Genomic DNA, 22,932 nt, shown 5'->3' on the forward strand with positions numbered 1-22,932 from the left:
AAGCGAACTCGATCGTGAGTCTAGGCGTCGGTCGCAAGCGAGGAGCAGGTATGTTCGAAGAGTCAAGCGTCGGCAATTCCGACGACCTGCGGGCCGAGTTTGCGCGGCTGGGCGAGACGCGTACCTGGGAGCCGGGGGCCGCGGTGGTGACCGAGGGCGAGGTGGCCGACTGCATGTATCTCATCCACGAGGGCGAGTTGCGCGCCTTCGTGGTCGGGGAGGGCGGACGCGTGGTGGAACTCAACACGCTGCACCCCGGCGAGCTCTTCGGCGAGCTGATGCTCAGCGGCGAAGTGCGCACGGCCACGGTGCAGGTCATCACGCGGGCGCGGCTGACGCGCGTGACCCGCGAGCAAGCCGAGCGCGCGCTGGCGCAGCGCCCCGAGCTTGCGTTCCAGTTGATCCAGCGCCTGGTTCAACGTGTGCGCACACTCACGCGCACGGTCGGCCGCCTGGCCTCCGTGGACGTCTACGGACGGCTGGTGGGCCTCTTCGATGCCCTCGCGGTCGACGACAGGGGCCTGCGCGTGGTGCCCGGCCCATTGAGCCAGCAGCGCATCGCCGAGCGCGTTGGCGCCTCGAAGGCCATGGTCAACCGGCTGCTGACCGACCTGGCCAAGGGTGGCTACATCGAGGTTTCGCGCGAGCGCATCGTGCTGCTCAGGAAGTTGCCGCCGAAGTGGTGAGCGGCTTGGGGATGGTCCGGAGGAACCCCTATCGACGAGTTCCGCCGCCTTGGTCTATCCTTGGTCTTACCACGGTAAGGCAGCAATATGTCCAGAGACGAATCACGCTCACCGCATGCGCACGAGGTTCCGCGCTGGCCGGCAATCGGCCTGGCGAACGACCACGCCGGTTTCCTCCTGAAGGCGTTTGTCTCGGATGTTCTTTCGCAGCATTGCGATCAAGTCATCGATGTCGGCGCGATGTCGGAATCGCCAGTCGATTTTCCGGATGTCACGCGGAACGCCATTTCCCTCATCCAGGAGGGCAAGGTCAAACGGGTGATCCTCGTCTGCGGCACGGGCGCAGGCGCGTGCATCGCTGCCAACAAGATCCCCGGCATTCGTGCGGCGGTCTGCCACGACACTTTCGTGGCTCGCCAGGCGGTCGAACACGACGACGTCAATGTGTTGTGCATCGGTGCCTGGATCATCGGGCCGCAGGTGGCTCGCGACGTGATCGAGACCTTCCTGGCCTCCGAGTTCAGCACCGAAGAGCACTTCCGCCGCCGCGTCGACAAGCTCGGCGAACTGGAGCGCGAAGCGGCACGGGCGTTGGTCGAAGGCCGGCGTTTCCCCTGAACGGATCGCGCGATGAACAAGCCGATCAAGATCGTCCAGCAGTCCGACGGCAGTGAAGACGGCTATGACCGCGTGGTGTCGTTCCTGCGCGAGCAACTGGTGACCGGTCAACTGAAGACCGGCGATCGGCTCCTGCCGGAACGCGACCTCGCGAGCGCGCTCGGAGTGAGCCGGCCGGTCATCCGGGAAGCGTTGCGTGCGCTGGCAACGCTGGGCGCGCTGGAGATCAGGCGCGGCTTCGGCACTGTGGTGCGCGAACCGAACTTCACGGCACTCTCCGACTACTTCGGCCTCGTCCTGGCCCAGCAAGCGGGAGCCGTGGACGACGTGATGCAGGCGCGCATCGCGATCGAGCGGCAGGCGATCCGCCTGGCGTGTTCACGCGCCCTCGCGCAGGACCTGGACAAACTCGCGCAAGCCGTGCAGGCCATCAAGGAGACCATCGGCGATCCGGTCAAGGGCGGCGCGGCGGACTTCTACTTCCACACGATGATCGTGGACGCGGCGCACTCGCCGGCACTCTCCAGCGTGTACGCGGCCGTCGCCAAGCTGCTGCAGCAATCGCATACGGAACGCAGGCGGGTCATTGCCAGCGTGCCAGGCGTCGACGCGTATCTCGTCGACCATCACGAGGCCATCATGCTGGCGATCCGGCGCAAGAACGCGTCCGAAGCAGATGCACTGCTCGCCGAGCACTTCGAGATCGGCGCGAACCTGCGCGAGAACGCTGCCGACGTGGGCGCGCAGCGGCGCAGCAAGCCACCCGTCACCCAACGGGTGCCCTGAGTGGCCGCTTCCATCGTCGTCTTCGGCAGCCTGAACATGGACCTGATGGTCCGCGTGGCGCGTGCACCACGGGCCGGCGAGACGTTGCGGGGGCTCGGTTTCCTCACGAATCCGGGTGGCAAAGGCGCAAACCAGGCGGTGGCTTGCGCCCGGCAAGGCGCCAAGGTGGCGATGGTGGGATGCGTCGGCGACGACGACTTCGGCGAGGTCTTGCGCCATGCGCTCGCTTCGGACGGGGTCGATGTCACCAACGTCCGCTCGGTCACAGGCAGCACCGGCGTGGCGGTCGTGATGGTCGACGCCGAGGGCGAGAACCGGATCACGCTGGTACCCGGCGCCAACGAGTTGCTGAAGGCAGGCGCCGAGGCACTTGCGGGCCAGTTCCTGCTTCTGCAGTGCGAAGTCCCGATGGCCGAGGTCGTGGTGGCCGCCCGGTGCATGCATGCACAGGGAGCGGTCGTGGTGATGAACCCGGCGCCCGTCTGCCAGCTGCCCGACGAACTCTGGTCGCTGGTCGACATCATCGTCATGAACGAGATCGAGGCCGGCGAGCTCGCCGACCTGCCCGTGACCGATCCGGCGAATGCTGCAATCGCCGCGTTGTCGATCCGAAAGCGAGGACCTTCAACGGCGATCGTGACGCTGGGCAGTCAGGGCGTGGTGCTCGCCGACGACGACGGCTGCCGCCACTTCCCCGCGATGGAAGTTCAGGTGGTCGACACCACGGCAGCCGGTGACACGTTCATCGGCGCGATGTGTGCTGCGCGCGCCGCGGGGGCGTCCATTGACGCTGCCGTCATGCGTGGCATTCAGGCGGCAACGATCTGCGTCACGCGGTCCGGCGCGCAGGCGTCCATTCCCTATCTCCACGAACTGGTCGAGCCGTGACCTACAAGTTCGACTTCACCAGCGTCCTGGCGCAATGGCCGCTGTTCGTCCACGGCGCGTGGCTCACGATCAAGCTGTCGGTGGCCGCGACACTGCTGGGCCTGCTCATCGGCACGCTGTGCGCCATCGGCCGTGGCAGCCCCAACCGCTTCGTGGCGCGCGCGTGCGCGATCTACGTCGAGGCGATACGCAACACGCCGCTGCTGGTGCAGATCTTCCTCGTGTACTTCGGCCTGGCGAGCATTGGCCTGAAGGTGCCGGCCTTCTTCGCCGCGGTGCTGGCGATGGTCATCAACATCGGTGCCTACACCGCCGAGATCATGCGCGCGGGCATCGAGTCGATCCACAAGAGCCAGGTCGAGGCTGCCGAGTGCCTCGCGCTTTCGCGTGCACAGGTCTACTGGCACGTGATCCTGCGTCCGGCGATGGAGCGCGTCTATCCCGCACTCACCAGCCAGTTCGTGCTTCTGATGCTGGCAACCTCCATCACGTCGCAGATCTCGGCGGAAGAGCTGACGGCCATCGCGAACCGGGTGCAGTCCGATACTTTCCGGTCGTTCGAAACGTACGCCGTGGTCGCGGTGTTCTACCTCGTGCTGTCGCTGCTGATGCGCGGTGCGTTCTGGGCCGCCGGGCAGGCGCTTTTCACCCGCCGCCGCAAGCTGGGAACGCCACTGTGAACAGCGCCTTCAACGCCAATCACCTGGTGTTCCTGCTGCAAGGCGCGAAATGGACCCTGGTGCTTTCGCTGATCGCCTTCGTCGGTGGCGGATTGCTCGGTTTCATCGTGGCCCTGTGCCGCATCTCGCCGATCCGCCCGGTGCGCTGGCTCTCGATGGCCTACGTGCAACTGGTCCAAGGCACGCCGCTTCTGATCCTGATGTTCCTCGCCTACTTCGGCCTGAGCATCATCGGCCTGAGCCTGCCCCCGTTGGTGGCGGCCGGAATCTCCATGACGATCTACGTCAGCGCGTACATCGGCGAGATCTGGCGCGGCTGCATCCAGGCCGTTCCCCGCACGCAGTGGGAGGCCGCCGAGTGTCTTGCGCTTTCAAGGGTGCAGCGCATGGGCCTGGTGGTCCTGCCGCAGGCCTTGCGCATTGCAACGCCTCCCACGGTGGGCTTCATGGTGCAGATCGTCAAGAACACATCCCTGGCCTCGGTGGTCGGCTTCGTCGAACTGGCCCGCGCCGGACAAGTGGTCAACAACTCGCTCTTCGAACCGTTCGTGGTCTACATGCTCGTTGCCGGTCTTTACTTCATGCTTTGTTTCCCATTGTCGTGGTGGAGCCGGCAGCTCGAACGTCGCCTGCTGGTCGCCCATCGCGTGGAGGTTGCCCCGGCATGAGCATCATCCTGCTCGAGAACGTCCACAAGAGCTTCGGCGCCCTGAAGGTGCTGGATGGCGTCAGCTTCAGTGTGAACAAGGGCGAGGTGTTCGCCATCATCGGACGCAGCGGCTCGGGCAAGAGCACGGCGTTGCGCTGCATCGACCGGCTCGAGCGCATCGATCAGGGCCGCATCCAGGTGGCCGGGCACGAGGTGAGCGATCCCAAGCTCGACCTGCGCCAGCTGCGCCGCGATGTGGGCATCGTCTTCCAGAGCTACAACCTGTTCCCGCACTTGACGGCGGCGGAGAACATCGCGCTGGCGCCGCGCCACAGCAAAGGCAAGACACGCGACGAAGCGAAGGAACTGACCGAGCGCGTGCTGCGCCAAGTCGGCCTGTCCGACAAGGCGAAGAGCTACCCGGAGCAGCTTTCCGGCGGGCAGCAGCAGCGTGTGGCCATCGCACGATCGCTCGCGATGGAGCCCCAGGTGATGCTGTTCGACGAAGTGACGTCGGCGCTGGACCCGCAACTCACGGGCGAGGTCCTCAAGGTGATGGCCGATCTCGCGGCCGGAGGGATGACCATGGTTCTGGTCACCCACGAAATGGCCTTCGCTCGCAACGTCGCCGACACGACCCTGTTCATGCACCAGGGCCGCGTCTGGGAGCAAGGCGGCCGCGAGATGTTCGACCGGCCGCAGACACGGGAACTGCAGGAGTTCCTCGGGACCGGCCTTTGAGAGTTCTTCCCCCACAACTACAGGAGACACCATGACCCTCAAGCACCTGATCCGCCGCGCACTGATGCTGGCTGCCTTGTCCGCGGTCGCCTTTGGCGCACAAGCGGATACGCTCGACAAGATCCGTGCGGACAAGAAGATCCGTGTGTCGATCGACCTGGCGGTGCCGCCTTCGGGCATGACCGATGCGAACATGAAGCCGACCGGCTCCGACTACGACGTGGCCGTGCTGCTGGCGAAGGACCTCGGCGTCGCCCTCGAAGTGGTGCCGACCGTTGGCGCCACGCGCATCCCCAACCTGCAGACCGGCAAGGCGGACATCATCATTTCCACGCTGGCCTGGACGCCCGAGCGCGCCAAGGTGATCGACTACTCGATCCCGTACGCACCGCAGATCTCGCTGGTGGGCGGGATCAAGAGCGCCAACGTGAAAAGCATGGCCGACCTGGCCGGCAAGAGCGTTGCCGTCAACCGCAGCACGACCCAGGACACCGACCTCACCCAGAATGCCAAAGGTGCGACGGTTGTTCGCTATGACGACGATGCCGGCGTGATCACCGCCGTGGTGACGGGCCAGGCCGACCTCGTGGGGACGTCGAACGCGCTCTTCCAGACCATGAAGGAGAAGGCACCCAACCGGCAACTCGAGCAGAAGTTCGTGCTGCGCGTCAATGACCTGGGCATCGGCGTGCGCAAGGAAGATGCACAGCTTCTGGCGTGGGTAAACAACTGGGTCAAGGCGAACCACGCCAACGGCAAGCTCAACGAGATCTTCAAGAAGTACCACGGCGCCGAGATCCCGACGGACGTCGTGGAGAAATGGGTCAAGTAAAGCGCGAAAGGGGTGATGGCCGATGCTGTCCCTGATCGACACCCATCACCACTTTCTCGACCCGCAGGCGCATCGCTACCCATGGCTGAACGACCCCGGGCAGCCGCACCATCGGTACGGTGACCACTCCAGGCTCAATCGGCCTTACCTGCCGGCGGACTACGCGCGCGACACGGCGGGCGTGAACCTGCTCGGCAGCGTCCATGTTGAAGCCGAGTGGGACCCGCGCGATCCGATGGGCGAAATGCGCTTCATCGGGTCTCTGCGCGAGCGATGCGGACTGCCTTCCGTTGCGATCGGGCAAGCCTGGCTGGATCGGCCTGACGCGGCCGGAACGCTGGAGCAGCTGGCTGTCTTCGACTTCGTGCGAGGTGTGCGCCAGAAGCCTCGCGCCAATGCGGCGCCCGGCGGTGCGCCGGGCGGCATGACGGATGCCGCCTGGCTGCAGGGCTATGCGCGATTGGGACCGCTCGGGCTGCACTACGAGTTGCAGACTCCCTGGTGGCACTTGCAGGAGGCGGCGCGTGTCGCCGCCGACTTCCCGGGCACGCGCATCGTCATCAACCATGCGGGCATGCCCTCCGATCGCAGTGAAGAAGGCCTTCGCTCCTGGCGCTCTGCACTGGCCGCCATGGCTGCACATCCGAATGTCGCCATCAAGATCAGCGGCATCGGCGAAGCCGGAGGCCAATGGCGTTTGGACGCGAACCGGCGCGTCGTGCTGGATGTGATCGAGATCTTCGGCGTCGATCGCTGCATGTTCGGAAGCAACTACCCCGTGGACAGCCTGTGTGCATCGTTCCAGGACATCTTCGACGGCTTCGCGTCATGCGTCCGAGATTTCAGCGCCGAGGAGCAGGCCAAGCTCTTCGTGGAGAACGCACGCCGCATTTATCGCATCGGGGTGGGTCGTCGGTCGTAGACAGCCTGGCACGTGCCAGGCGAAGTGACCCACCTCCGAGTCAGGGCGCGCGCCGGTAGTGCATGGCGACCGCGCCGCTGCGCAGCGCCGTCGCAGAGATCAACGCGAGCCGTCGCGTGCTGGACAGCCCGCTCTCGTACAGGGTCGGGCCGTGGCCGGCGATCCTGGGGTGGACGAGCACCTTGTACTCGTCGATCAGGTCCAGCCGGTCCAGCGCGGTCGCGAGCTTGCCACTGCCGAGGAGCACGCCGTCCGGGGTCGCGTCCTTGAGCTTCTGTACGCCCGTGCGCAGGTCGCCGGCGATGTGGTGGCTGTGGGTCCACGGGAAGTCCTGTCGCGTCGAGGACACCACGTACTTCGGCTTGGCCTCCAGCTTGACTGCCCACTCGCGCATCGCCGGCGGTGCCTCGGCGTCGCCGCGGGCGACCGCTGGCCAGTAGCTCTCCATCATCTCGTAGGTGACGCGGCCCCACAGCATCGCCCCGCCCTCGTCCATGAGGCGGGTGAAGAAGGCGTGCGTCTCGTCGTCGGCGATTCCTTCCTGGTGGTCGACGCAGCCGTCCAGGGTGACGTTGATGCTGAAGGTCAAGAGACCCATGGTGTCCTCCGATCAAAGATATTCATGTTCGACGAGCGCCCGCCCCGGGCGCCTCGTTCGCCCTTGGCTCTTCTCATACCCGGCTCATTGGAGATTGGCAAGGCGCTCCTCGGCCACGTCAGCGGCTTCGGATTCTGGATACGCCTCCACGACGTCTTGAAACGTCCGGCGGGCCGCTTTGACATTCATGAGTTCTACTTGGCAATCGGCCACAGACAACAGCGCGTCGGGTGCGCGCAGATGGCTGGGCTCGGCCGTCACCAACGCCCGGAAACTGACTTCAGCCTCCAGGTAGTTTTGCTGGGCGTACTGGACGCTGCCCAGCCAGAACAGTGCAGAAGGCTTGTATCTGCTTTGCGGGTAATGCTTGAGAAAAGCCACAAGACCATCTTGTGCTTGGGCAATGTCGCCTTCGCGAAGGGTGGCAATCGCCGCTTCAAATTCATGCTTCTCGGCCGGCCCGACGACAAACCGCTGGCCATCCACCAAGACCATGGTCGACGCAACATTGCGCTCGCCAGCACTCCGTTCCGTGCCCGTCTGGCTTCGCTGCATATCGGCCATGCCATGGGTCAGCCCCTCGTTCTGTCCGCGCACGATCGCCACTTCGTTGCGCAACGCCTCCATCTGGTTGGAAAGATCGAGCATGCTGCGACGAAGCTGGACATTGTCCTCATTGGATTTTTTCAGGTCGTCTGCGACGCGCTGCTGGGAACTGGAGACCCTGTGTCGCAACTCGATGGCGCTCACGGCCGAAAGGGCATACAGGCCATGCCCCACGGTGCAGCCCATCGAGCACGCCACACCCGCGCCCATCAATGCAGCACCTGCCCGACGGCGAAAGTCGCCGCCAAGAAAAGCCCGGAAAAACACCCCCAAGACAGTCAGCGGGGCCATTTCGATCCCCCAACGCGATCGTCAATTTGATCCTGAAGGAGTGTGACTCATGTCATCAGGGTCATGACTCGAACCCCCTGAGGAACTCGCGTCGCGTCTTTGGCCCGTAGGTCCTGAAGTGAGGATCGGGTTTCTCCAGGTAGGCCATGCGCTTCCGGGCGACCGAGTCGCGGTCGGTGTATCGCTTCACTTCCGCCGGCTTCAAGCCGTACACCTTCGCGGCGTTGAGGCCGAATATCCTGGCCCGCAGCGCAGGCGTCATCTCGGGATAGCCATGCCGTTCGCGCAGTTCCGCCGAGATCTGGAAGGTGCGGAAGGCTTGGATCTGGTCCTGCGGTGAGCCGTACCAGATCGAATCCGTGCCCCACAGCACGTTGTTCTCGCCGCACGCGACGATCAGCTTGCCCAGGGCGTGAGCCGCCTGTTCGGGGTCACGCATCAGGAAGCGCCAGGTGCTGCCCAACTCCGCGTAGACGTTGCTGTTCGGCGGGACCTGGTGTTTGCGCAAGGACGTGATCAGCGTGTCGATGCCGTCGCTCTTGCCGCTCGCGTCGTAGGCCCTTTCGGTCACCGTGCTGACGAAGCCCGAGTGATAGATAAGGAAGTTCACGTCCGGGTAGCGCCTGGCGACGACGCCGATGTCGCTGCACTGGCTGTGTTCGTAGGACCGTGCTCCGAACGGCAGCCCCTTGTGGATGCAGATGTTCTTGACGCCCAGTGCGCGAGCCTTCTCGATGAACCGGATGCCGACTTCGTCGTGCAGGAAGTAGCCCTTGCCGTCCGGTCCGTACTGCGTGTAGGTCTTCCAGGCGCTGATGCCCCACTTCTCGTGCAGCTCGTCCATGCCTTCGAGGTCTCCGGGCTGGTTCGGGTTGACGCGTCCATGCAGCAGCAGCCGGTGCGTCCCCTCGAGCTTGTCGACCAGCCGGCGGACCTGGTCGGCGGCCTGGATCGTGACCGGCTCGGCATCCCGGGCGGAGGGTACGAAGGACAGCACCATCACGTCGGTGTCGCTGTCCATGAACACGTCCTTGAGGAAGACCTCCGCGCTCTTCGAATTACCCTTCGGCGTGTCGATGAAGTGACCCTGGACGTCGAGGATGAACTCCTGCCTGGCGGGGCCGACCTGCGCGCGTGCGAGCTGCATGTCCAGCATGGCGTCGCGGGGCAGCTCGAAGAAGCCGCCGGTCCTTCCGGCCGCGGCGTTGGCCGCGTTGAAGGCCAGCAGCGTGCTGGCCGCGCCACATGACGAGGTCAGGAATGCTCGCTTCGAGCATCCCAGCCGCTTCGCGTTGGTTGCCGCGGCCTCGTGTGCGAGGCGGTTGGCTTCGATGTTCGCCGGCCACAGCGACACCGGTGCGAACTCGCCATTCGAGGTGCTGTCGAGCTTGATGGGAAGGCGCTTGCCCTCAGGGTCGCTGTCATGCATGGTGGTCCCCCGGTTTGATCACGAAGACCCGCCGCGTCAGGGCAGCCGCCCAAAACCTGGCACGCGCAGCGCCATGTCGTCGACGTCGATGCCGAAGCCAAGCCCCAGCAGGTTCAGTTCCAGGCCCTCGTCCTGTGCCACCGTCACGCCCACCAGGCCCAGCAACGACACTTGCCAGCCGGTGCCGCTGGGTGCGTGGTCGACAAAGGTGGTCGGTCCGAGGTAGTCCTTGCCGATGGCGGTGGGCGGGAGGTCCAGGCGCAAGTCGGGCACCTGGCGGGCCACCCAGGCCACGAAGGTGTTGCTGTTGGGGCCGGGCCAGAGTCGGTAGGACTCGCGCCAGGGATAGGCCGTCACCGCGGATTCGATCTGGTCGATCAGGGCTTCTGCATGGGCACCCCGGTGATCCGCCAGCAGCTGCGGATAGGCGCCGAACCACTGCAGGTCCGGGGCGTCGACTTCGCTGATGACCAAGGCATCGCCGCCTTGGCGCGCCCGCCAGCCGACGATGTGGTAGGTGGTGTAGCGCTCCGAGCCGGCGCGCTTGACCGCGATCCAGGGGTGGATGCCGAAGGCGCCGCGCCATCGCACGATGCGAGCGCCATAGACCTGCACCACTGCACCGGGTTCGGCCGCAGGGCTGGGCGCCTGTCTGGTGCTCTCGCGGCTCGTCATGTGCCAAGGGGTGTTCAGGTCCAGGTTGCCGGAGGCCAGCACACCGATCGGCCCGAGCATCAAGACGCCGAGAAGCCCCAGCAACACCAGCGACCAGCGCGGCAAGCGCCTCCGGAGCGCAGGCGAAGAAGAGGCTTTGACCATCGCGCCAGTATGCGCGCGGTGGCGGCCTGGCGGAACGAAATAGAAACCGGCAAGGGCTCAGTCGACCTTGATGTTCGACTCCTCGATGACCTTCTTCCACTTCACGGCTTCCTTTGCAGCGTGGGTCATCGCTTCCTCCGGTGTCCCGCCCGCCGGCTGGATGCTCAATTCAGCGAGCTTGTCCCTCGTCGTCTTCTCGTCCAGGACCGCATTCAAGCTCTTGTTCAGCTTGGCGATCACATCCTTCGGCGTGCCGGAAGGGGCCAGCAGCGTGTACCAGACCACCAGTTCGAAGTCCTTGATGCCCGACTCGGATACGGTGGGCAGGTCCGGGAACATGGGCGAGCGCTGTGGCGTCGTGATCGCGAGGCTGCGCAGCTTGCCCGACTTGACGAGCGGCATGGCCTCCGGGGCGAGTATGAGCATGAAGTCCACCTGCCCCGCCATGAGGTCTTGCACGGCCGGCGCCCCGCCTTTGTAGGGGATGTGCACGACCTCCACGGCTGCGGCTTTCTTGAACAGCTCCGTCGCCAGATGGTTCGGGGTTCCCGCCCCGGGGGACGCATAGTTCCTGCCCGGGTTCGCCTTCAGGAAGCGCTGGAACTCGGCCATGTTCGCTGCCGGCACGGCGGGATGCACCGCGACCATCGCGGGCACGTCGGCGACCCGGCCTATCGCGGTGAGCTCCTTCGAGGCATCGAACGAGAGCTTGGGGTAAAGCACCGGATTGATCGCCTGGGTCGTCATCGTCGACAGCAGCAAGGTGTAGCCGTCCCCCGGGGCCTTGGCGACGACCCCGGCGCCGATGGCCTCTCCCGCACCCGGCCGGTTTTCGATCACCACCGGCTGGCCGAGGTTGCCGGACATCCTCTGGCCCAGGAATCGCGCCAGCACGTCGGTGGTGCCGCCGGGCGCATACGGAACCACGATCCTGATCGGCTTGCTCGGGAAATCCTGGGCAACCGCGACTGCGGCCCACGTGAACAGCGCGAGCACCCATGCCATCTTTTTCGTCGTCTTCATGTCTTCCTCTGTTTTGGTTGGGGAATCGTCGGATGCCTCAGGCCGGCAATGCGGCCGGTCCGGGCTCGAACTCGCCGGCTGCGATGATCTTTTCGATGAGCCGGTGCGTCTCGAGCGCCTCTTCGCCGCTGACGGCCGGCGACCGGCCATGCGCGATCGCCTCGAGAAAATCCCGATGCAGCGCGATGTGGGCCGCGGGAGAGAAATCCATGATCGAGTCGCCACTGCCCGACTTCGCTTCGCCGGCGATCACTTCGGTCCGCCCGTCATGGAACAGCACGCGCAGGCTGCCGCCCACCAGGGAGACTGTCGCATGGGTGCACACGAGCTCCAGGGACTCTGCGCGGCCGGGGTACATCGCGGTCGTGGCCATGAGGACGCCGGGCGCACCGTTGCCCAGGCTGAGCAGCGCTGCAGCGAAATCCTCGGTTTCCATGCGATGGATGGCGGTCGTTCGCACGCGGGAAGCGACCACGTCGCGCACGCCGACCAGGCTGCGGAACAAGTCCAGGGCATGGATGGCCTGCGTCAGCAGAACGCCTCCGCCGTCGCGCGCGACCGAGCCACGCCCGGTCTGGTCGTAGTAGCCGCCTTGCGAGCGCCACCAGGGCACCTGCAGAACCCCCGCCTGCAACTCGCCGAGCGCGGAGGACGAGAGCAACTCCCTCAGGCGCACCGCGGCGGGTCGAAAGCGATGCTGCAGGACCACGCCGAAGCGCAAGTCGGTGCCCGCCGCCAGCTTGACCAGCTCCTCGGCCCTGGCGAGGCTCACGTCGAGCGGCTTCTCGACCAGGGTGTGCTTGCCAGCCGCCAGCGCCTGACCCGCGATCGCCAGATGGGTGTGGGCGGGCGTGGCCACGATGACGGCTTCCACGCCCGGGTCCTGCAGCACGAGCTCGATGGTGTCGGTCACCCGGGTATGGGCGGGCACCATCGCCCTGGCGTTCTCCGGGTCGCTCTTCGTGACGGCCCAGCGCAGGTCCACCCGGTCTTGCAACTCGCTCAAGCTGGCAAGGTGCGGCTGCGAGCCAGGCCCGAGTCCGATCAGAGCCATGCCGATCCGCTTCACCGTGATGGCTCCGAGGCTGCTTGTGCTCGTGCTTGCGCGTCGAGTGCCAGCCGGCACACCGTGAAGGCGTGTTCATGGCTGATGGCGGATTGCGTGCGCTGCTTCACGTCATCGACCAGCTGGTCGAAGAAGGTGATCGGCTCGTGGGTGCAGTCCAGATGGCGGGCGCCGCTGCGGTCGCACAGGAACAGATGGTCCGTGCCCTCGCGGCCCGCGATGTCGACGTACTTGCGGATCTCGATGGAGCCTTCCGTGCCGGCAACGAAGAGCCGCCCGTCTCCCCAGGTGGGCAAGCCGTCCGGCGTGAACCAGTCGACACGGATGTAGCCGCGCGCCCCGTTCGAGGCCGAGGCCAGCGCGATTTCGCCGAAGTCCTCGAAGTCCTCGGGCGTCGTCTTGCCGAAGTGCGCCACGCCGGCGTGGTTGACCTTGGCATCCCTGGAGCCGGTGAGCACCAGGAACTGGTCGATCTGGTGCGACGCGATGTCCACCAGGATCCCGCCGTAGCAGCTCTTGTCGAAGAACCAGGCCGGACGGATGGCCTGGTTCAGCCGATGCGGCCCCAGCCCCAGCGTCTGGATGACCTCGCCGATCGCGCCGTCAGCGATCAGCCTCCGGGCCGTCGCGACGGAAGGCACGATCATCCGCTCGGAAAAGCAGATGGCGAACAGCCTGCCGGTCTCGCGCACGGTCGACCGGACTTGCTCGAGCTGCGCGTGGCTGACGACGCCGGGCTTGTCCGTGAGAACGTCCTTGCCATGTCTCATGGCGGCCATGGCGATCTGCGCCCGCTCCGAGGGCACACCCGCCGTGACGATCAGGTCGATGGCGGGATCCTGAAGCAGTTCGTCGGCGTGGCGCAGCTCCCTGAGTTGCGGGAAGCGGTTTCGAACACCTTCCAGCACCCGCGGATCCGTGGTGGAAGACAAATACCCCGCACAGGTCGCGCCTGCCCGAAGCAGCCCTTCGATGAGGTGGAAGACGTGCCGGTGATCGATGCCGATGACTCCGAACCTGATCATGCGGCGCGTCCTCTTGCAGTTCCGCAGCGCCGGGAGGCGCGGGCTGCGCCGCCTCGTGCTGCGGAGCCGGCAGTCTCGAAGCCCCCGGCTCGAATGTCCAATTCCGAATTCGATCGGATCGATACCGTGCGGGTATCGGTGCCCCGCCGAGCGGGCCTGCCTGGCCTCAGCGAACCGTTCGCGCCTGGCTGCCGAACTCGCGCACGACCTCGAGCATTCGCTGCAGGACCGGCGAAGCCTCGTCCTTGCGGTAGAAGCAATGCACCTCCATGAACGCTTCTTCGCTGCCGGCCTCCAGGGGCACGTAGGTCACCCCGGGCAATTGCAGGTTGGCCATGGACTGCGGCACCAGCGCGAGTTGACGGCTGATCCCGGTCATCAGGGTGGCCATGACGAGGTCGCCGGCCTGCCCCGAGAACCGGGGCTCGAAGCCTGCATTCCGGCACAGGCGAAGCGTGATGGCGGGCGCCGACCGCGAGGATGCCGTGACGATGGGCTGGTCTCGAAGCAGCGCCACCGGAACCGATTCGCGCCCGGCGAACGGGTGCGCATCGCTCATGGCGACCAGCAGGCGCTCCCTGGCCACGAGTTCGACCGCCAGGTCGGCATCCAGCGGCACCATCCGCTCGAAGGCGACCAGGACCCGGCGCTGGCGGATCGCAACGACCTGCTGGGGCGTCTGCCCATGGTGCAGCGACACCTCCACCTCCGGATGCGCCTGCGAGAAGCGGGCGAGCAGCTGCGGGACGACGCCGAACATCGCGGACCCGTGAAGTCCGACGTCGATGCGGCCGGTCTCGCCGCTGCCGACGCGCCGCGCGCGATCGGCGGCCTGGTCGACGAGTCCGAAGATGTCCCGTGCGTCCTGCAGCAAGGCCTCGCCGGCCTGGGTCAGCAGCATGCCGCGAGGTGCCCGCTCGAAGAGCTGCGCTCCGACCTCTTCCTCCAATGCCTTGATCTGCCGGGTCAAGGGTGGCTGCGACATGTGCAGCCGCTCGGCCGCACGGCCGAGATTCCGCTCTTCGGCTGCGGCAACGAAATAGCTCAGCTGACGTAAATCCATGGGGGTCCCTCCGGTCCGGTGCGCTTTGGCGCGCCATTGTCTGCCGACCTTGCCCCCCACCCGGACCCGGCGACGCCCCGACCTGCGCAGGAGGTCCGCCGACGCTGTCGTCAGGCGCCGGTCGTGAAGCCGATATCGAAGGTCGGCCGCACATCCAGCGGCTGCCGGATCAGGCCCACCTGCTGGTAGAAGTCCGCCGTACGCTGCTGGTCGGCGATCACCTGGGCGTCGATCGGCACCCACTTCTGCTGGCGACGCTCGAACTGCAGCTTCGCGGCCTCGGGCGGGATGCCGATGATCTTGGCCAGCGTGGCCGAGAACGCATCGACGTTCCGGTAGGACCAGGCCTGGGCCTTGACCACGCGCTGCAGGAAGTCCTGCAGCACCGGCCGCTTGGCCGCGATCGCCGCGTCGGTGGCTGCGAGGTAGCTCAAGCCCGGCAGCAGGCCGCGCCCGCTCACCAGCACGCGCGCATGCTGGCTCGTTTCGGCCAGTGCGGTGTAGGGCTCCCAGGTGGCCCAGGCGTCGACCGAGCCTTGGGTCAGCGCCAGCTTGGCATCGGCCGGCGCCAGGAAGCGCAGGGTCACGTCCTCCGGCTTGAGGCCGGCCGCGGTGATGGCCTTGAGCGTGACGAAGTGGCCGATCGAGCCGCGGTTGGTGGCGATGCTGCGGCCCTTCAGCTCGGCGGCCGTCTTGAGCGGCGAATCGGGCCGGACCAGGACGGCCGTGCCATAGGCATCCGAGCGGTTCGCACCGATGGCCTTGACGCGCGTGCCCGCCGCGAGGGCGAAGACCAGCGGCGCATCACCGATCGGGCCGGAGTCGACCGCGCCCGCGTTGAGCGCCTCGGCCAGCGGCGCGGCGGCCGGGAATTCCGACCACTGGATGTCGTAGCCCAGGCCGTCGAGGCCGTCGGCGGCCTCGAGCAGGGCGCGCAGCCCGCCCTTCTGGTCGCCGGCCTTGAGCAGCGGGCGCGCCTGCGCATGCAGCCGGGCCGCCGGCAGGGCGAGCGCGGCGCCGGCGGCGAGCGAATGAGCGACGAACTGGCGGCGCGATGCCTGTGTCATGAGGAAACTCCTTTGAAAGTGAAAAACCTGGCGGCCGCTCAGTGAACGAAGCCGCCCTTGAGGAAGCGCACCGGCTCCGAATCCATGCGCGCGATCAGCGCGCCGAGCCCGTCGGCGGGCGCTGCGCCGGCCGCGGTGCCGCGCGGCGCGGCGTCGGTGCGGCACAGCAGGTCGTCTTCCGACCAGCCGGCATCGCCGGGCCGGCTGCGGGCGCGCAGCCAGCCGTCGCGATCCGCCAGCAGCTGCGTGCCGGCCAGCCGGTCGGTGCCGGCGATCAGGGCGAAGGCGTCCCACGCCGCGGCCGAATCGGTGACGCAGTCCGCGGCCTGGCCAGCCGCGCTGCCGTCGGCGGGCAGCAACTGCACGGTGACCATGCGCGGGTCCTCGCGCAGTTCGGGCGTCGCACCGGCCGCGACGATGCGCAGGCGCTGTCCGCGCCAGCTCGCGAGCCGGCGTGGCTCGCGGCCCGCGCAGCGCACGACCGCGTCGGGCAGGCCGATCGGCTGGCGCCAGATGCTGGTCGTGCGCAGGCTCTGGCCGGCGCCCTGGGCCTTCATGAAATCGATCACGGCCCAGGCTTCGCTGTCCGTGAGCCGCTCGAAGGCCGGCATGGTCGGGCGGCCGTGACGGTCCATGGTGCCATGCAGCACGCGCCACAGCAGGTCGCCGTCGGCGCGTCGCCACAGCAGCGGTCCCGCGAGGTCCGGCGGCCACACGGGCTGTGCCGCGGCGAGCGGACCCTGGCCCCGGCCGTCGGCGCCGTGGCAGCCTGCGCACTGCGCGGCGTAGAGCGCGCGCCCCTGCGCAATGGCGTCGGCGCTGAAGCCCGTGGGCGAGCGATGAAAGCTGGTCGGGTAAGCCGGCACCAGCACCACTTCGGCCTCCGGCCACGGCGCGACGAGCAGCAGCAGCGGCACCGCAGCGGCGAAGAACCAGCGGCGGCCTCGCCAGGCCCAGGCCAGCAGCAGGCAAAGCGTAGCGAGCGCGAGCACGACCAGCGTCAGGGCCAGGCGGCGTGCCTGCCCGAGATCGATCAGCAGGTTCTCGCCCGTGAGGCGCAGCCCCCAGGGCCAGGCCGGCTGTCCGTGGCTGGTCCCGGCCAGCCCCAGCCACGCGAGCAGGCGCAGCAGGCCCAGCTGCGCGTCCTGCAGCAGCGCGATCAGGGGATTGAGCCAGCCGGCATCCGCCAGCACGGTCATGCCCCGGGGTCGCGGGCGCTCACCATGTGCTCACCATGTCGCGTCGAGTCCGAGATGGCGCAGCGCTTCGTGCCGAAGCTCCGCCAGCCGAGGATGGCCGCGATGCCGGGGGTAGGGCAGGTCGACCACGAGTTCGGCGGTGATGCGCGCTGGCCGGTCGCTCAGGATGACCACGCGATTGGCGAGGAACAGGGCCTCTTCCACATCGTGCGTGACCAGCAGCGCCGAGAAGCCGGCCCGTTGCCAGAGGTTCACCAGCTCGCTCTGCATCGCGATCCGCGTCAGCGAATCGAGCTTTCCGAGCGGCTCGTCGAGCACCAGCAGCCGCGGGTCGTTGACCAGCGCGCGGGCCAGTGCGACCCGCTGCGCCATGCCGCCCGACAACTGGTGCGGAAAGCTCTTCGCGAAGTCGCTCAGGCCGACCAGCTTCAGCGCATCGTCCACGCGCGAGCGCTGCGTCTTCAGCAGACCGCGTGCCTGCAGGCCGAGCGCGACGTTGTCCCACACGCTGCGCCATGGATAGAGCGTCGGATCCTGGAACACGACGATGCGGGAAGGATCGGGCCGCGCGATCGGCTCGCCGTCCTGCGACAGCGTGCCGGCGGTCGCGGGTTCGAGCCCGGCGACCAGCCGCAGCAGCGTCGACTTGCCGCAGCCGCTCGGCCCCAGCAGGGCGACGAACTCGCCCGGCTGCACCTCGAGGTCGATGCTGTCGAGCACCTGCAGCACGCCGGTGGCCTGCTTGAACCAGTGGCTGACATCGCGGATGCCGATGTGCGCGCCGGTGGTGGTGGTGGTGTCGACTACCACTTGACCGTCCCCTTCTGCCACGAGAGCGCGCGGTCGCGCACCGCGAACAGCAGCGTGATCAGCCCCGAGCACAGCACGGCCATCACCAGCAGCGCCGCGTACATGTTGGCGTAGGCGGCCCAGCCCTGGGCCCATTGCAGATACCAGCCGAGCCCGGCCTTCACGCCCATCATCTCGGCCGTGACCAGCACCGAGAACGAGGCGCCGAGCCCCATGAAGAGCCCGACGAAGACCTGCGGCAGCGCCGCCGGCACCGCGACGCGCAGGACCAGGAACCACTCCGGCGCGCCGAGCGTGCGCGCGACGTCGTAGTAGTTCTTGTTGACCGAGGCCACGCCGGACCAGCTCAGCACCGCGACCGGGAAGAAGGTGGCGAGACCGACCAGGAACACCGCCGCCGCGTAGCTCGACGGCGCGAAGAAGAAGGCCAGCGGCAACAGCGCCGAAGCCGGCACCGGGCCGAGGAATCGCAGCAGCGGATGGACCCAGTAGCCCGCGATGCGTGACCAGCCGATCCACACGCCGGTGGCGAAGCCGACCAGCGCGCCGAGCACGAAGCCGTGCGCCAGCAGGCGCAGCGAATGCGCGGTCGACAGGCCGAGCCGGCTCCAGTCCTCGAAGGCGACGTCGATCAGGCTCTGCGGCGGCGCGAAGAAGGGCGGCGGCAGCACGCCGAGCTTGGCGGTCAGCGCCTCCCACAGCGCCAGCAGCAGCGGCGCGGCGACCAGCCACTGGCCGGCCGGGCGCAGCTTGCGGCCGATGCGCCCGGCTCGGGCGCCGAGCAGCGCCACCGCCAGCAGCCCGATCGCCACCGCGATCGCGGCGAAGCCGAACTCCTGCGTGAAGTTCCAGTCGCTGAAGCCGACTTCGAGGTTCGGCCAGTACACGGTGAGCAGGCCGAGGGCCAGCCAGGCGGTCGCCGCCACCAGGCCGGTGCGCCAGACGCCCGCGATGGGCGCCTCCTGCAGCCGCAGGGCGGGCGAGGCGCTGGCTGGCGCATCGCGCCGCGGCTGGGCCCGCGTTGGCGCCGGCGCCGGTGCCGGCGCCGCGGCAGGCCGCGGCGCGCCGAGGATGCTGCCGGCGGTCGTCATGCCAGCACGTCCACCGAGACGTGGTTGGCGAGCCGCGCCGGGTCGGTGCTCTGCTTGAGCACCCCCACCGAGCGGAAGTCGCGGGCGTAGAACTCGACCTCGTCGCGCAGGTTCTTGCCGACCGGGTGATGGGCGTGGGTCAGCGTGCCGAGCAGCGCCTGCAGATCCTCGACCGGCACCTTGGGCGAATACTTCGCGAACAGCTTGGCCGACTCGTTCGGGTTCTCGGCCACGAAGTCCGAGGCCTGCACGATGGAGCGCACCAGCGCCGCCACCACCGGCTTCTCCTTTCGCACCAGCTCGCCGCGGGCGCCGACGATGCAGCAGACCTTGTCCTTGTATTCGCCCGACAGGTTCGAGGCCAGCTCGAGGTAGCGGCCCTTGTTGCGCTTCTCGATCAGGTAGAGCGTCGGATCGCCGTCGGCGATCGCCTGGATCTCACCCTTGTTGACTGCGATGTCGAGCAGGTCGGCCGGGTACTGGCGCCAGGTCACGTCCTTGTCGGCGTCGATGCCGTTCTTCTTGAGCAGGATCGAGAAGAAGTTCTTGCCCGGGCTCGCGATGTCCGACACGCCGATGGTCTTGCCCTTGAGCTTCTGCAGGTCGGTGACGCCGGCCTCCTTGACGCCCACCAGCCGCACGCAGCCGCCATGCGAGCTGCCGACGATCTTGACGTCGAAGCCCGACTCGAGCGGCTTGAGCCAGCGGTGGATCATGCCGACCGCGGCGTCGGCCTTGGCGGTGGCGAGGGACTCGAGCAGCTGGTCGGTCGAGCCGGTGTAGTTGATCAGCTCGACCTGCAGGCCGTTCTTCTCGAAGATGCCGCGCTCCTGCGCCACCACCACGGGCGAGAGGCAGAAGGCGGAGGCGTTCCAGGCGAAGCTCAGCTTGCGCTGCTGCGACCAGGCGCGCGTGGCGATCAGGCCGCTGGAGGCGATGACGGCGGCAGCGCCGCCTGCGCGCAGCACGCCGCGACGCGAAAGGGAATTGGTGTTCATGGTGTGGGGACTCTCCGGATCAATCAAGCAGTTCGGGCTCGGCCTCGACCAGCCCTTCATAGAGGCTCTCGAAGGAATGAAGGGCGCCTTCGGGACCGCCGATCTGACCGTGCGTGTGGCGCGCGACCGCGTCGGCTATAGGCTGCGGCTGGCCGGCGGCTTCGGCCAGCAGTTGCGTGTGGCAGGCGTTGTCGAGCGCGATGTACCACCAGGCGGCGGCCTCGACGCTGGGGCCGGCGGTCAGGATGCCGTGGTTCTTGAGGATCGCGCCCTTGCGATCGCCGAGCGCCTTCGCGATGCGCAGGCCCTCGCCCTCGTCGACCACCATGCCGGTGAAGTCGTCGAAGAGCGCGTGGTCGTCGTGGAACACGCAGCCATCCTGCGTCAGCGTGTCGAGCTTGCGGCCCAGCGTCGACCAGGCCTTGCCATAGGTCGAATGCGTGTGCGCGGCGGCGATGATCTTCGGGTTGTACTCGTGGATCGCCGCATGGATCGCGAAGGCTGCCTTGTTGAGCGGCCGGTCGCCGACAACGGTCTCGCCCCGGGCATTGACCAGCAGCAGGTCCGAGACCTTGATGCGCGAGAAATTCACGCCCAGCGGGTTGACCCAGAAATGATCGGTCAGCTCGGGGTCGCGCGCCGTGATGTGGCCGGCCAGGCCCTGTGCGAAACCGAAGCGTGCGAAGAGCCGGAAGGCGCCGGCCAGGCGCTCCTGCCGGTGGCGGCGCTCGGCCTCGATGCTGGGGCGCGGCGCGGGCGGGTCGAACCAGTACTTCTGCTGCGGGTCCGGGTTGAGGGCGAGGCGCGTGCGGGGGCGTTCCCCGCCGCGGGCGATGTCGAATACGGCGCTCATTCGGTTCCTTCGGGCACGTGGATGCATCGAGGGCTCAGGCGGCCTTGCGCTGCGCGGCCAGCCGCTCGGCCACCCGCTCCCGCGTGCGCGGGATCAGCTCGCGCCCGTAGTCGACGGCGTCCTCGAGCGGATCGAAGCCGCGGATCAGGAAGGTGGTCACGCCGAGCTCGTGGTAGTCGAGCAGGGCTTCGGCCACCTGGTCGGGCGTGCCCACCAGGGCGGTGCTGTTCGAGCGGCCGCCGATCTCCTGGGCGACCGCGGTCCACAGTCGCTTGTCGAGCCGCGTGCCTTTCTCGGCCGCGGCGAGCAGGCGCCGCGCGCCCTCGCTCTGCTGCGGCCCGCCGCGGCCGAAGCCCTGCACCACGCGCAGGCGGCGGGTCTCGGCCAGGATGGCGTCGGCGCGCTCCCAGGCCTTCTCCTCGGTCTCGGCGAGGATCGGCCGGAACGAGACCGAGAAGCGCACGCTGCGTCCGTGCTTCGCGGCTTCGGCGCGCACGCGGCCGGTCAGCTCGCGCGCCTGGTCGAGCGACTCGCCCCACAGCGCATACACATCCGCATGCTTGCCGGCCACCGGCAGCGCGGCTTCGGATGCGCCGCCGAAGTAGATCGGCACGTGGGGCTTGCCGTGCTGCGACTGCAGCGGCTTCACCTCCGAGAAGGCATCCTTGAAGCGGTAGTGCGGGCCTTCGTGGTCGAAGGGCTTGTCGCTGGTCCAGACCTTGCGCAGCACTTCGAGGTATTCGTCGGTGCGCGCATAGCGCTGGTCGTGGTCGAGCCAATCGCCGTCGCGCTTCTGCTCCTCGTCGGAGCCGCCCGAGATGTAGTGCACGCCGAGCCGGCCGCCGCTGAACTGGTCGAGCGATGCGAACTGCCGCGCCGCCAGCGTCGGCGCCACGAAGCCGGGCCGGTGCGCCAGCATGAAGTGGATGCGCTCGGTGACCGATGCCGCGTAGGCCACGGTCAGGGTCGCATCGGGGCTGGTGGAGTGGTGCGGCACCAGCACGCGGTCGAAGCCGGCCTGCTCGTGTGCCTGGGCGAAGGCGCGCACGTAGTCGCGGTCGATCGCGGGGCCGCGCGCGGGGTGGATCTCGGAGACCTTCTGGGCCTGGATCATGCCGATGAATTCGATGTCGCTCATGGGGATCTTTCAAGTGAAGGAGGAAGGGGTCAGGCCGGCGCCGAAGCTGCGGTCCCACAGCGGCGCGACCTCGGCCGGGCCGTCCAGCACGCCGAGCTTGAGGAAGGTGTCGGCAACTTCCTGGTGGCTGCGCACCGCGGTGCTGGTCACGGGGCCGAGGGCGTAGTCGTTGCTGCGGCCGTTGAAGAGCTCGATCAGGTCGCCCACCGGCACCCGCGTCTCGGCCGACTGCGCCCTCGCGTACGCGAGGTAGTTGCCGTTGGCCCATGCATAGGCGCGCTGCAGCCGCAGCAGGAAGTCGGCGATCGCGGCATGGCGCAGCGGATCGTCCACCGCGCGCGGGTTGGCGTAGACCGGGAAGTTGCCCGACAGATAGCCCTTGCCGGTCTTGATGGTCCGGGCCCCGTACTGGGTGCGCGCCAGCTGGCCGTTGTAGCCGTAGATGGCCCAGGCATCGAGGTCGCCGCGGGCGAAGGCCGAGAGCCCGTCGGCCGGGCTCAGGTTGATGGGCTGGATGTCGCTGAACGAGAGGCCGGCTTCCGCGAGCTGCTTGCTCAGGTAGTAGTGGGCGGTGGTGGCCCGCACGTAGCCCACGCGCTTGCCCTTGAAGTCGGCGATGCTCCTGATCGGGGCGTCCTTGCGCGCCAGCGTGGCCTGGTTGTTGAGGTCCTCGTGGATCACGGCGATGAAGCGCACCTTGGCCTTCTGCCGCGCCGCGAAGGTGGCCGGGATCTCGCTGCCCGAGCCGAGGTCGAGCGCGTCGCCCTGGATGGCCTCGATGTGCAGCACGCCGTTGTTCAGCTCGCGCCAGTCGATCCTGTAGGGTGTGCGGCCCTGGCCCGAGGCTTCGATCAGCGGCCGCCAGAGGCCCTTGTAGGTGCCGATGCGCAGCGTCACGCCCGAGAGCTCCGGCGACGCCGGCGTGGCGGCCCCGGCCAGCGGGCCCATGGCGCCGAAGGCGGCGGCCGCGCCGGCCGACTGCAGCCAGTGGCGGCGCGACCAGGCGGGCGGAGGAGCGGGGCGGGACGGCTGTGTCATGGTCTTGCGTCTTGGA

Annotated in this window: 25 protein-coding genes; 9 read left to right on the plus strand and 16 right to left on the minus strand. The window is 67.8% G+C overall.

All coding sequences use genetic code 11. From position 1 onward, the window contains the following. The first annotated feature begins 50 nt into the window (after positions 1-50). The 9 genes from QTI45_RS15720 (at position 51) to QTI45_RS15760 (ending at position 6,802) form a co-directional block, all read left to right on the plus strand. Positions 51-686 (plus strand): Crp/Fnr family transcriptional regulator, encoded by a 636-nt coding sequence (locus QTI45_RS15720; RefSeq protein WP_286655041.1) that lies wholly within the window; start codon positions 51-53, stop codon positions 684-686. Positions 687-773: 87 nt separating this feature from the next. After that, a complete protein-coding gene (locus tag QTI45_RS15725) occupies positions 774-1,304 on the plus strand; it encodes an RpiB/LacA/LacB family sugar-phosphate isomerase (RefSeq protein WP_286655042.1) in 531 nt (176 codons plus the stop codon). A gap of 12 nt (positions 1,305-1,316) precedes the next feature. Further along, positions 1,317-2,090 (plus strand): FadR/GntR family transcriptional regulator, encoded by a 774-nt coding sequence (locus tag QTI45_RS15730; protein ID WP_286655043.1) that lies wholly within the window; start codon positions 1,317-1,319, stop codon positions 2,088-2,090. Further along, positions 2,091-2,978 (plus strand): ribokinase, encoded by an 888-nt coding sequence (rbsK, locus tag QTI45_RS15735; protein ID WP_286655044.1) that lies wholly within the window; start codon positions 2,091-2,093, stop codon positions 2,976-2,978. Further along, positions 2,975-3,658 carry an amino acid ABC transporter permease gene (locus QTI45_RS15740; protein ID WP_286655045.1) on the plus strand — a complete coding sequence of 228 codons (684 nt, stop codon included), beginning with the start codon at positions 2,975-2,977 and terminating at the stop codon, positions 3,656-3,658. The genes rbsK and QTI45_RS15740 overlap by 4 nt, the downstream gene beginning before the upstream one ends. Next, positions 3,655-4,326, plus strand: a complete 672-nt coding sequence (locus QTI45_RS15745) for an amino acid ABC transporter permease (RefSeq protein WP_286655046.1) — start codon at positions 3,655-3,657, stop codon at positions 4,324-4,326. Before QTI45_RS15740 ends, QTI45_RS15745 begins: the two co-directional genes overlap by 4 nt. Then, positions 4,323-5,048 carry an amino acid ABC transporter ATP-binding protein gene (locus QTI45_RS15750; protein ID WP_286370630.1) on the plus strand — a complete coding sequence of 242 codons (726 nt, stop codon included), beginning with the start codon at positions 4,323-4,325 and terminating at the stop codon, positions 5,046-5,048. The genes QTI45_RS15745 and QTI45_RS15750 overlap by 4 nt, the downstream gene beginning before the upstream one ends. A 31-nt stretch (positions 5,049-5,079) precedes the next feature. Beyond that, on the plus strand, positions 5,080-5,880 hold the full coding sequence (locus QTI45_RS15755) for a transporter substrate-binding domain-containing protein (protein ID WP_286370629.1): 801 nt from the start codon (positions 5,080-5,082) through the stop codon (positions 5,878-5,880). A gap of 22 nt (positions 5,881-5,902) precedes the next feature. Continuing rightward, complete coding sequence (locus tag QTI45_RS15760) at positions 5,903-6,802, plus strand: amidohydrolase family protein (RefSeq protein WP_286655047.1); 900 nt, start codon at positions 5,903-5,905, stop codon at positions 6,800-6,802. A gap of 40 nt (positions 6,803-6,842) precedes the next feature. Here the strand turns inward: QTI45_RS15760 and QTI45_RS15765 are convergent, their stop codons facing one another. From QTI45_RS15765 to QTI45_RS15840, 16 genes are all read right to left on the minus strand, one after another. Continuing rightward, positions 6,843-7,400, minus strand: coding sequence for a dihydrofolate reductase family protein (locus QTI45_RS15765; RefSeq protein WP_286655048.1), 558 nt, complete (start codon positions 7,398-7,400; stop codon positions 6,843-6,845). An 84-nt stretch (positions 7,401-7,484) separates the two neighbouring features. Next, positions 7,485-8,297, minus strand: a complete 813-nt coding sequence (gene ybgF, locus QTI45_RS15770; protein WP_286655049.1) for a tol-pal system protein YbgF — start codon at positions 8,295-8,297, stop codon at positions 7,485-7,487. Between the two features lie 61 nt (positions 8,298-8,358). Further along, positions 8,359-9,726, minus strand: coding sequence for an amidohydrolase family protein (locus tag QTI45_RS15775; protein WP_286655050.1), 1,368 nt, complete (start codon positions 9,724-9,726; stop codon positions 8,359-8,361). A 36-nt stretch (positions 9,727-9,762) separates the two neighbouring features. Beyond that, entirely contained in the window at positions 9,763-10,506 is a 744-nt protein-coding gene (locus QTI45_RS15780; RefSeq protein WP_286655051.1) for a DUF3750 domain-containing protein, read from the minus strand. A 96-nt stretch (positions 10,507-10,602) separates the two neighbouring features. Beyond that, on the minus strand, positions 10,603-11,550 hold the full coding sequence (locus tag QTI45_RS15785) for a Bug family tripartite tricarboxylate transporter substrate binding protein (protein WP_286655052.1): 948 nt from the start codon (positions 11,548-11,550) through the stop codon (positions 10,603-10,605). A 55-nt stretch (positions 11,551-11,605) separates the two neighbouring features. Further along, positions 11,606-12,622, minus strand: coding sequence for a Gfo/Idh/MocA family protein (locus tag QTI45_RS15790; protein ID WP_286655053.1), 1,017 nt, complete (start codon positions 12,620-12,622; stop codon positions 11,606-11,608). Between the two features lie 11 nt (positions 12,623-12,633). Further along, complete coding sequence (locus QTI45_RS15795; RefSeq protein ID WP_286655054.1) at positions 12,634-13,659, minus strand: Gfo/Idh/MocA family protein; 1,026 nt, start codon at positions 13,657-13,659, stop codon at positions 12,634-12,636. A gap of 166 nt (positions 13,660-13,825) precedes the next feature. After that, on the minus strand, positions 13,826-14,722 hold the full coding sequence (locus QTI45_RS15800; protein WP_286655055.1) for a LysR substrate-binding domain-containing protein: 897 nt from the start codon (positions 14,720-14,722) through the stop codon (positions 13,826-13,828). Between the two features lie 110 nt (positions 14,723-14,832). Beyond that, positions 14,833-15,789 (minus strand): ABC transporter substrate-binding protein, encoded by a 957-nt coding sequence (locus tag QTI45_RS15805; protein WP_286655056.1) that lies wholly within the window; start codon positions 15,787-15,789, stop codon positions 14,833-14,835. A 38-nt stretch (positions 15,790-15,827) separates the two neighbouring features. Next, entirely contained in the window at positions 15,828-16,988 is a 1,161-nt protein-coding gene (locus QTI45_RS15810; RefSeq protein WP_286655057.1) for a c-type cytochrome, read from the minus strand. Between the two features lie 30 nt (positions 16,989-17,018). Then, a complete protein-coding gene (locus QTI45_RS15815; protein WP_286655058.1) occupies positions 17,019-17,798 on the minus strand; it encodes an ABC transporter ATP-binding protein in 780 nt (259 codons plus the stop codon). After that, the gene (locus QTI45_RS15820; RefSeq protein ID WP_286655059.1) at positions 17,792-18,889 is read right to left on the minus strand and encodes an ABC transporter permease; all 1,098 of its coding nucleotides are present in this window, start codon (positions 18,887-18,889) and stop codon (positions 17,792-17,794) included. Before QTI45_RS15820 ends, QTI45_RS15815 begins: the two co-directional genes overlap by 7 nt. Further along, on the minus strand, positions 18,886-19,887 hold the full coding sequence (locus QTI45_RS15825) for an ABC transporter substrate-binding protein (protein ID WP_286655060.1): 1,002 nt from the start codon (positions 19,885-19,887) through the stop codon (positions 18,886-18,888). The genes QTI45_RS15820 and QTI45_RS15825 overlap by 4 nt, the downstream gene beginning before the upstream one ends. 19 nt (positions 19,888-19,906) lie before the next feature. After that, positions 19,907-20,740, minus strand: a complete 834-nt coding sequence (locus tag QTI45_RS15830) for a class II aldolase/adducin family protein (RefSeq protein ID WP_286655061.1) — start codon at positions 20,738-20,740, stop codon at positions 19,907-19,909. 34 nt (positions 20,741-20,774) lie between these two features. Further along, complete coding sequence (locus tag QTI45_RS15835; RefSeq protein ID WP_286655062.1) at positions 20,775-21,878, minus strand: LLM class flavin-dependent oxidoreductase; 1,104 nt, start codon at positions 21,876-21,878, stop codon at positions 20,775-20,777. Positions 21,879-21,887: 9 nt separating this feature from the next. Continuing rightward, positions 21,888-22,916 carry an ABC transporter substrate-binding protein gene (locus QTI45_RS15840; RefSeq protein WP_444813282.1) on the minus strand — a complete coding sequence of 343 codons (1,029 nt, stop codon included), beginning with the start codon at positions 22,914-22,916 and terminating at the stop codon, positions 21,888-21,890. Positions 22,917-22,932 lie beyond the last annotated feature (16 nt).

Source organism: Variovorax saccharolyticus (assembly GCF_030316765.1).
GTDB classification, from domain to species: Bacteria; Pseudomonadota; Gammaproteobacteria; order Burkholderiales; family Burkholderiaceae_C; genus Variovorax; species Variovorax saccharolyticus.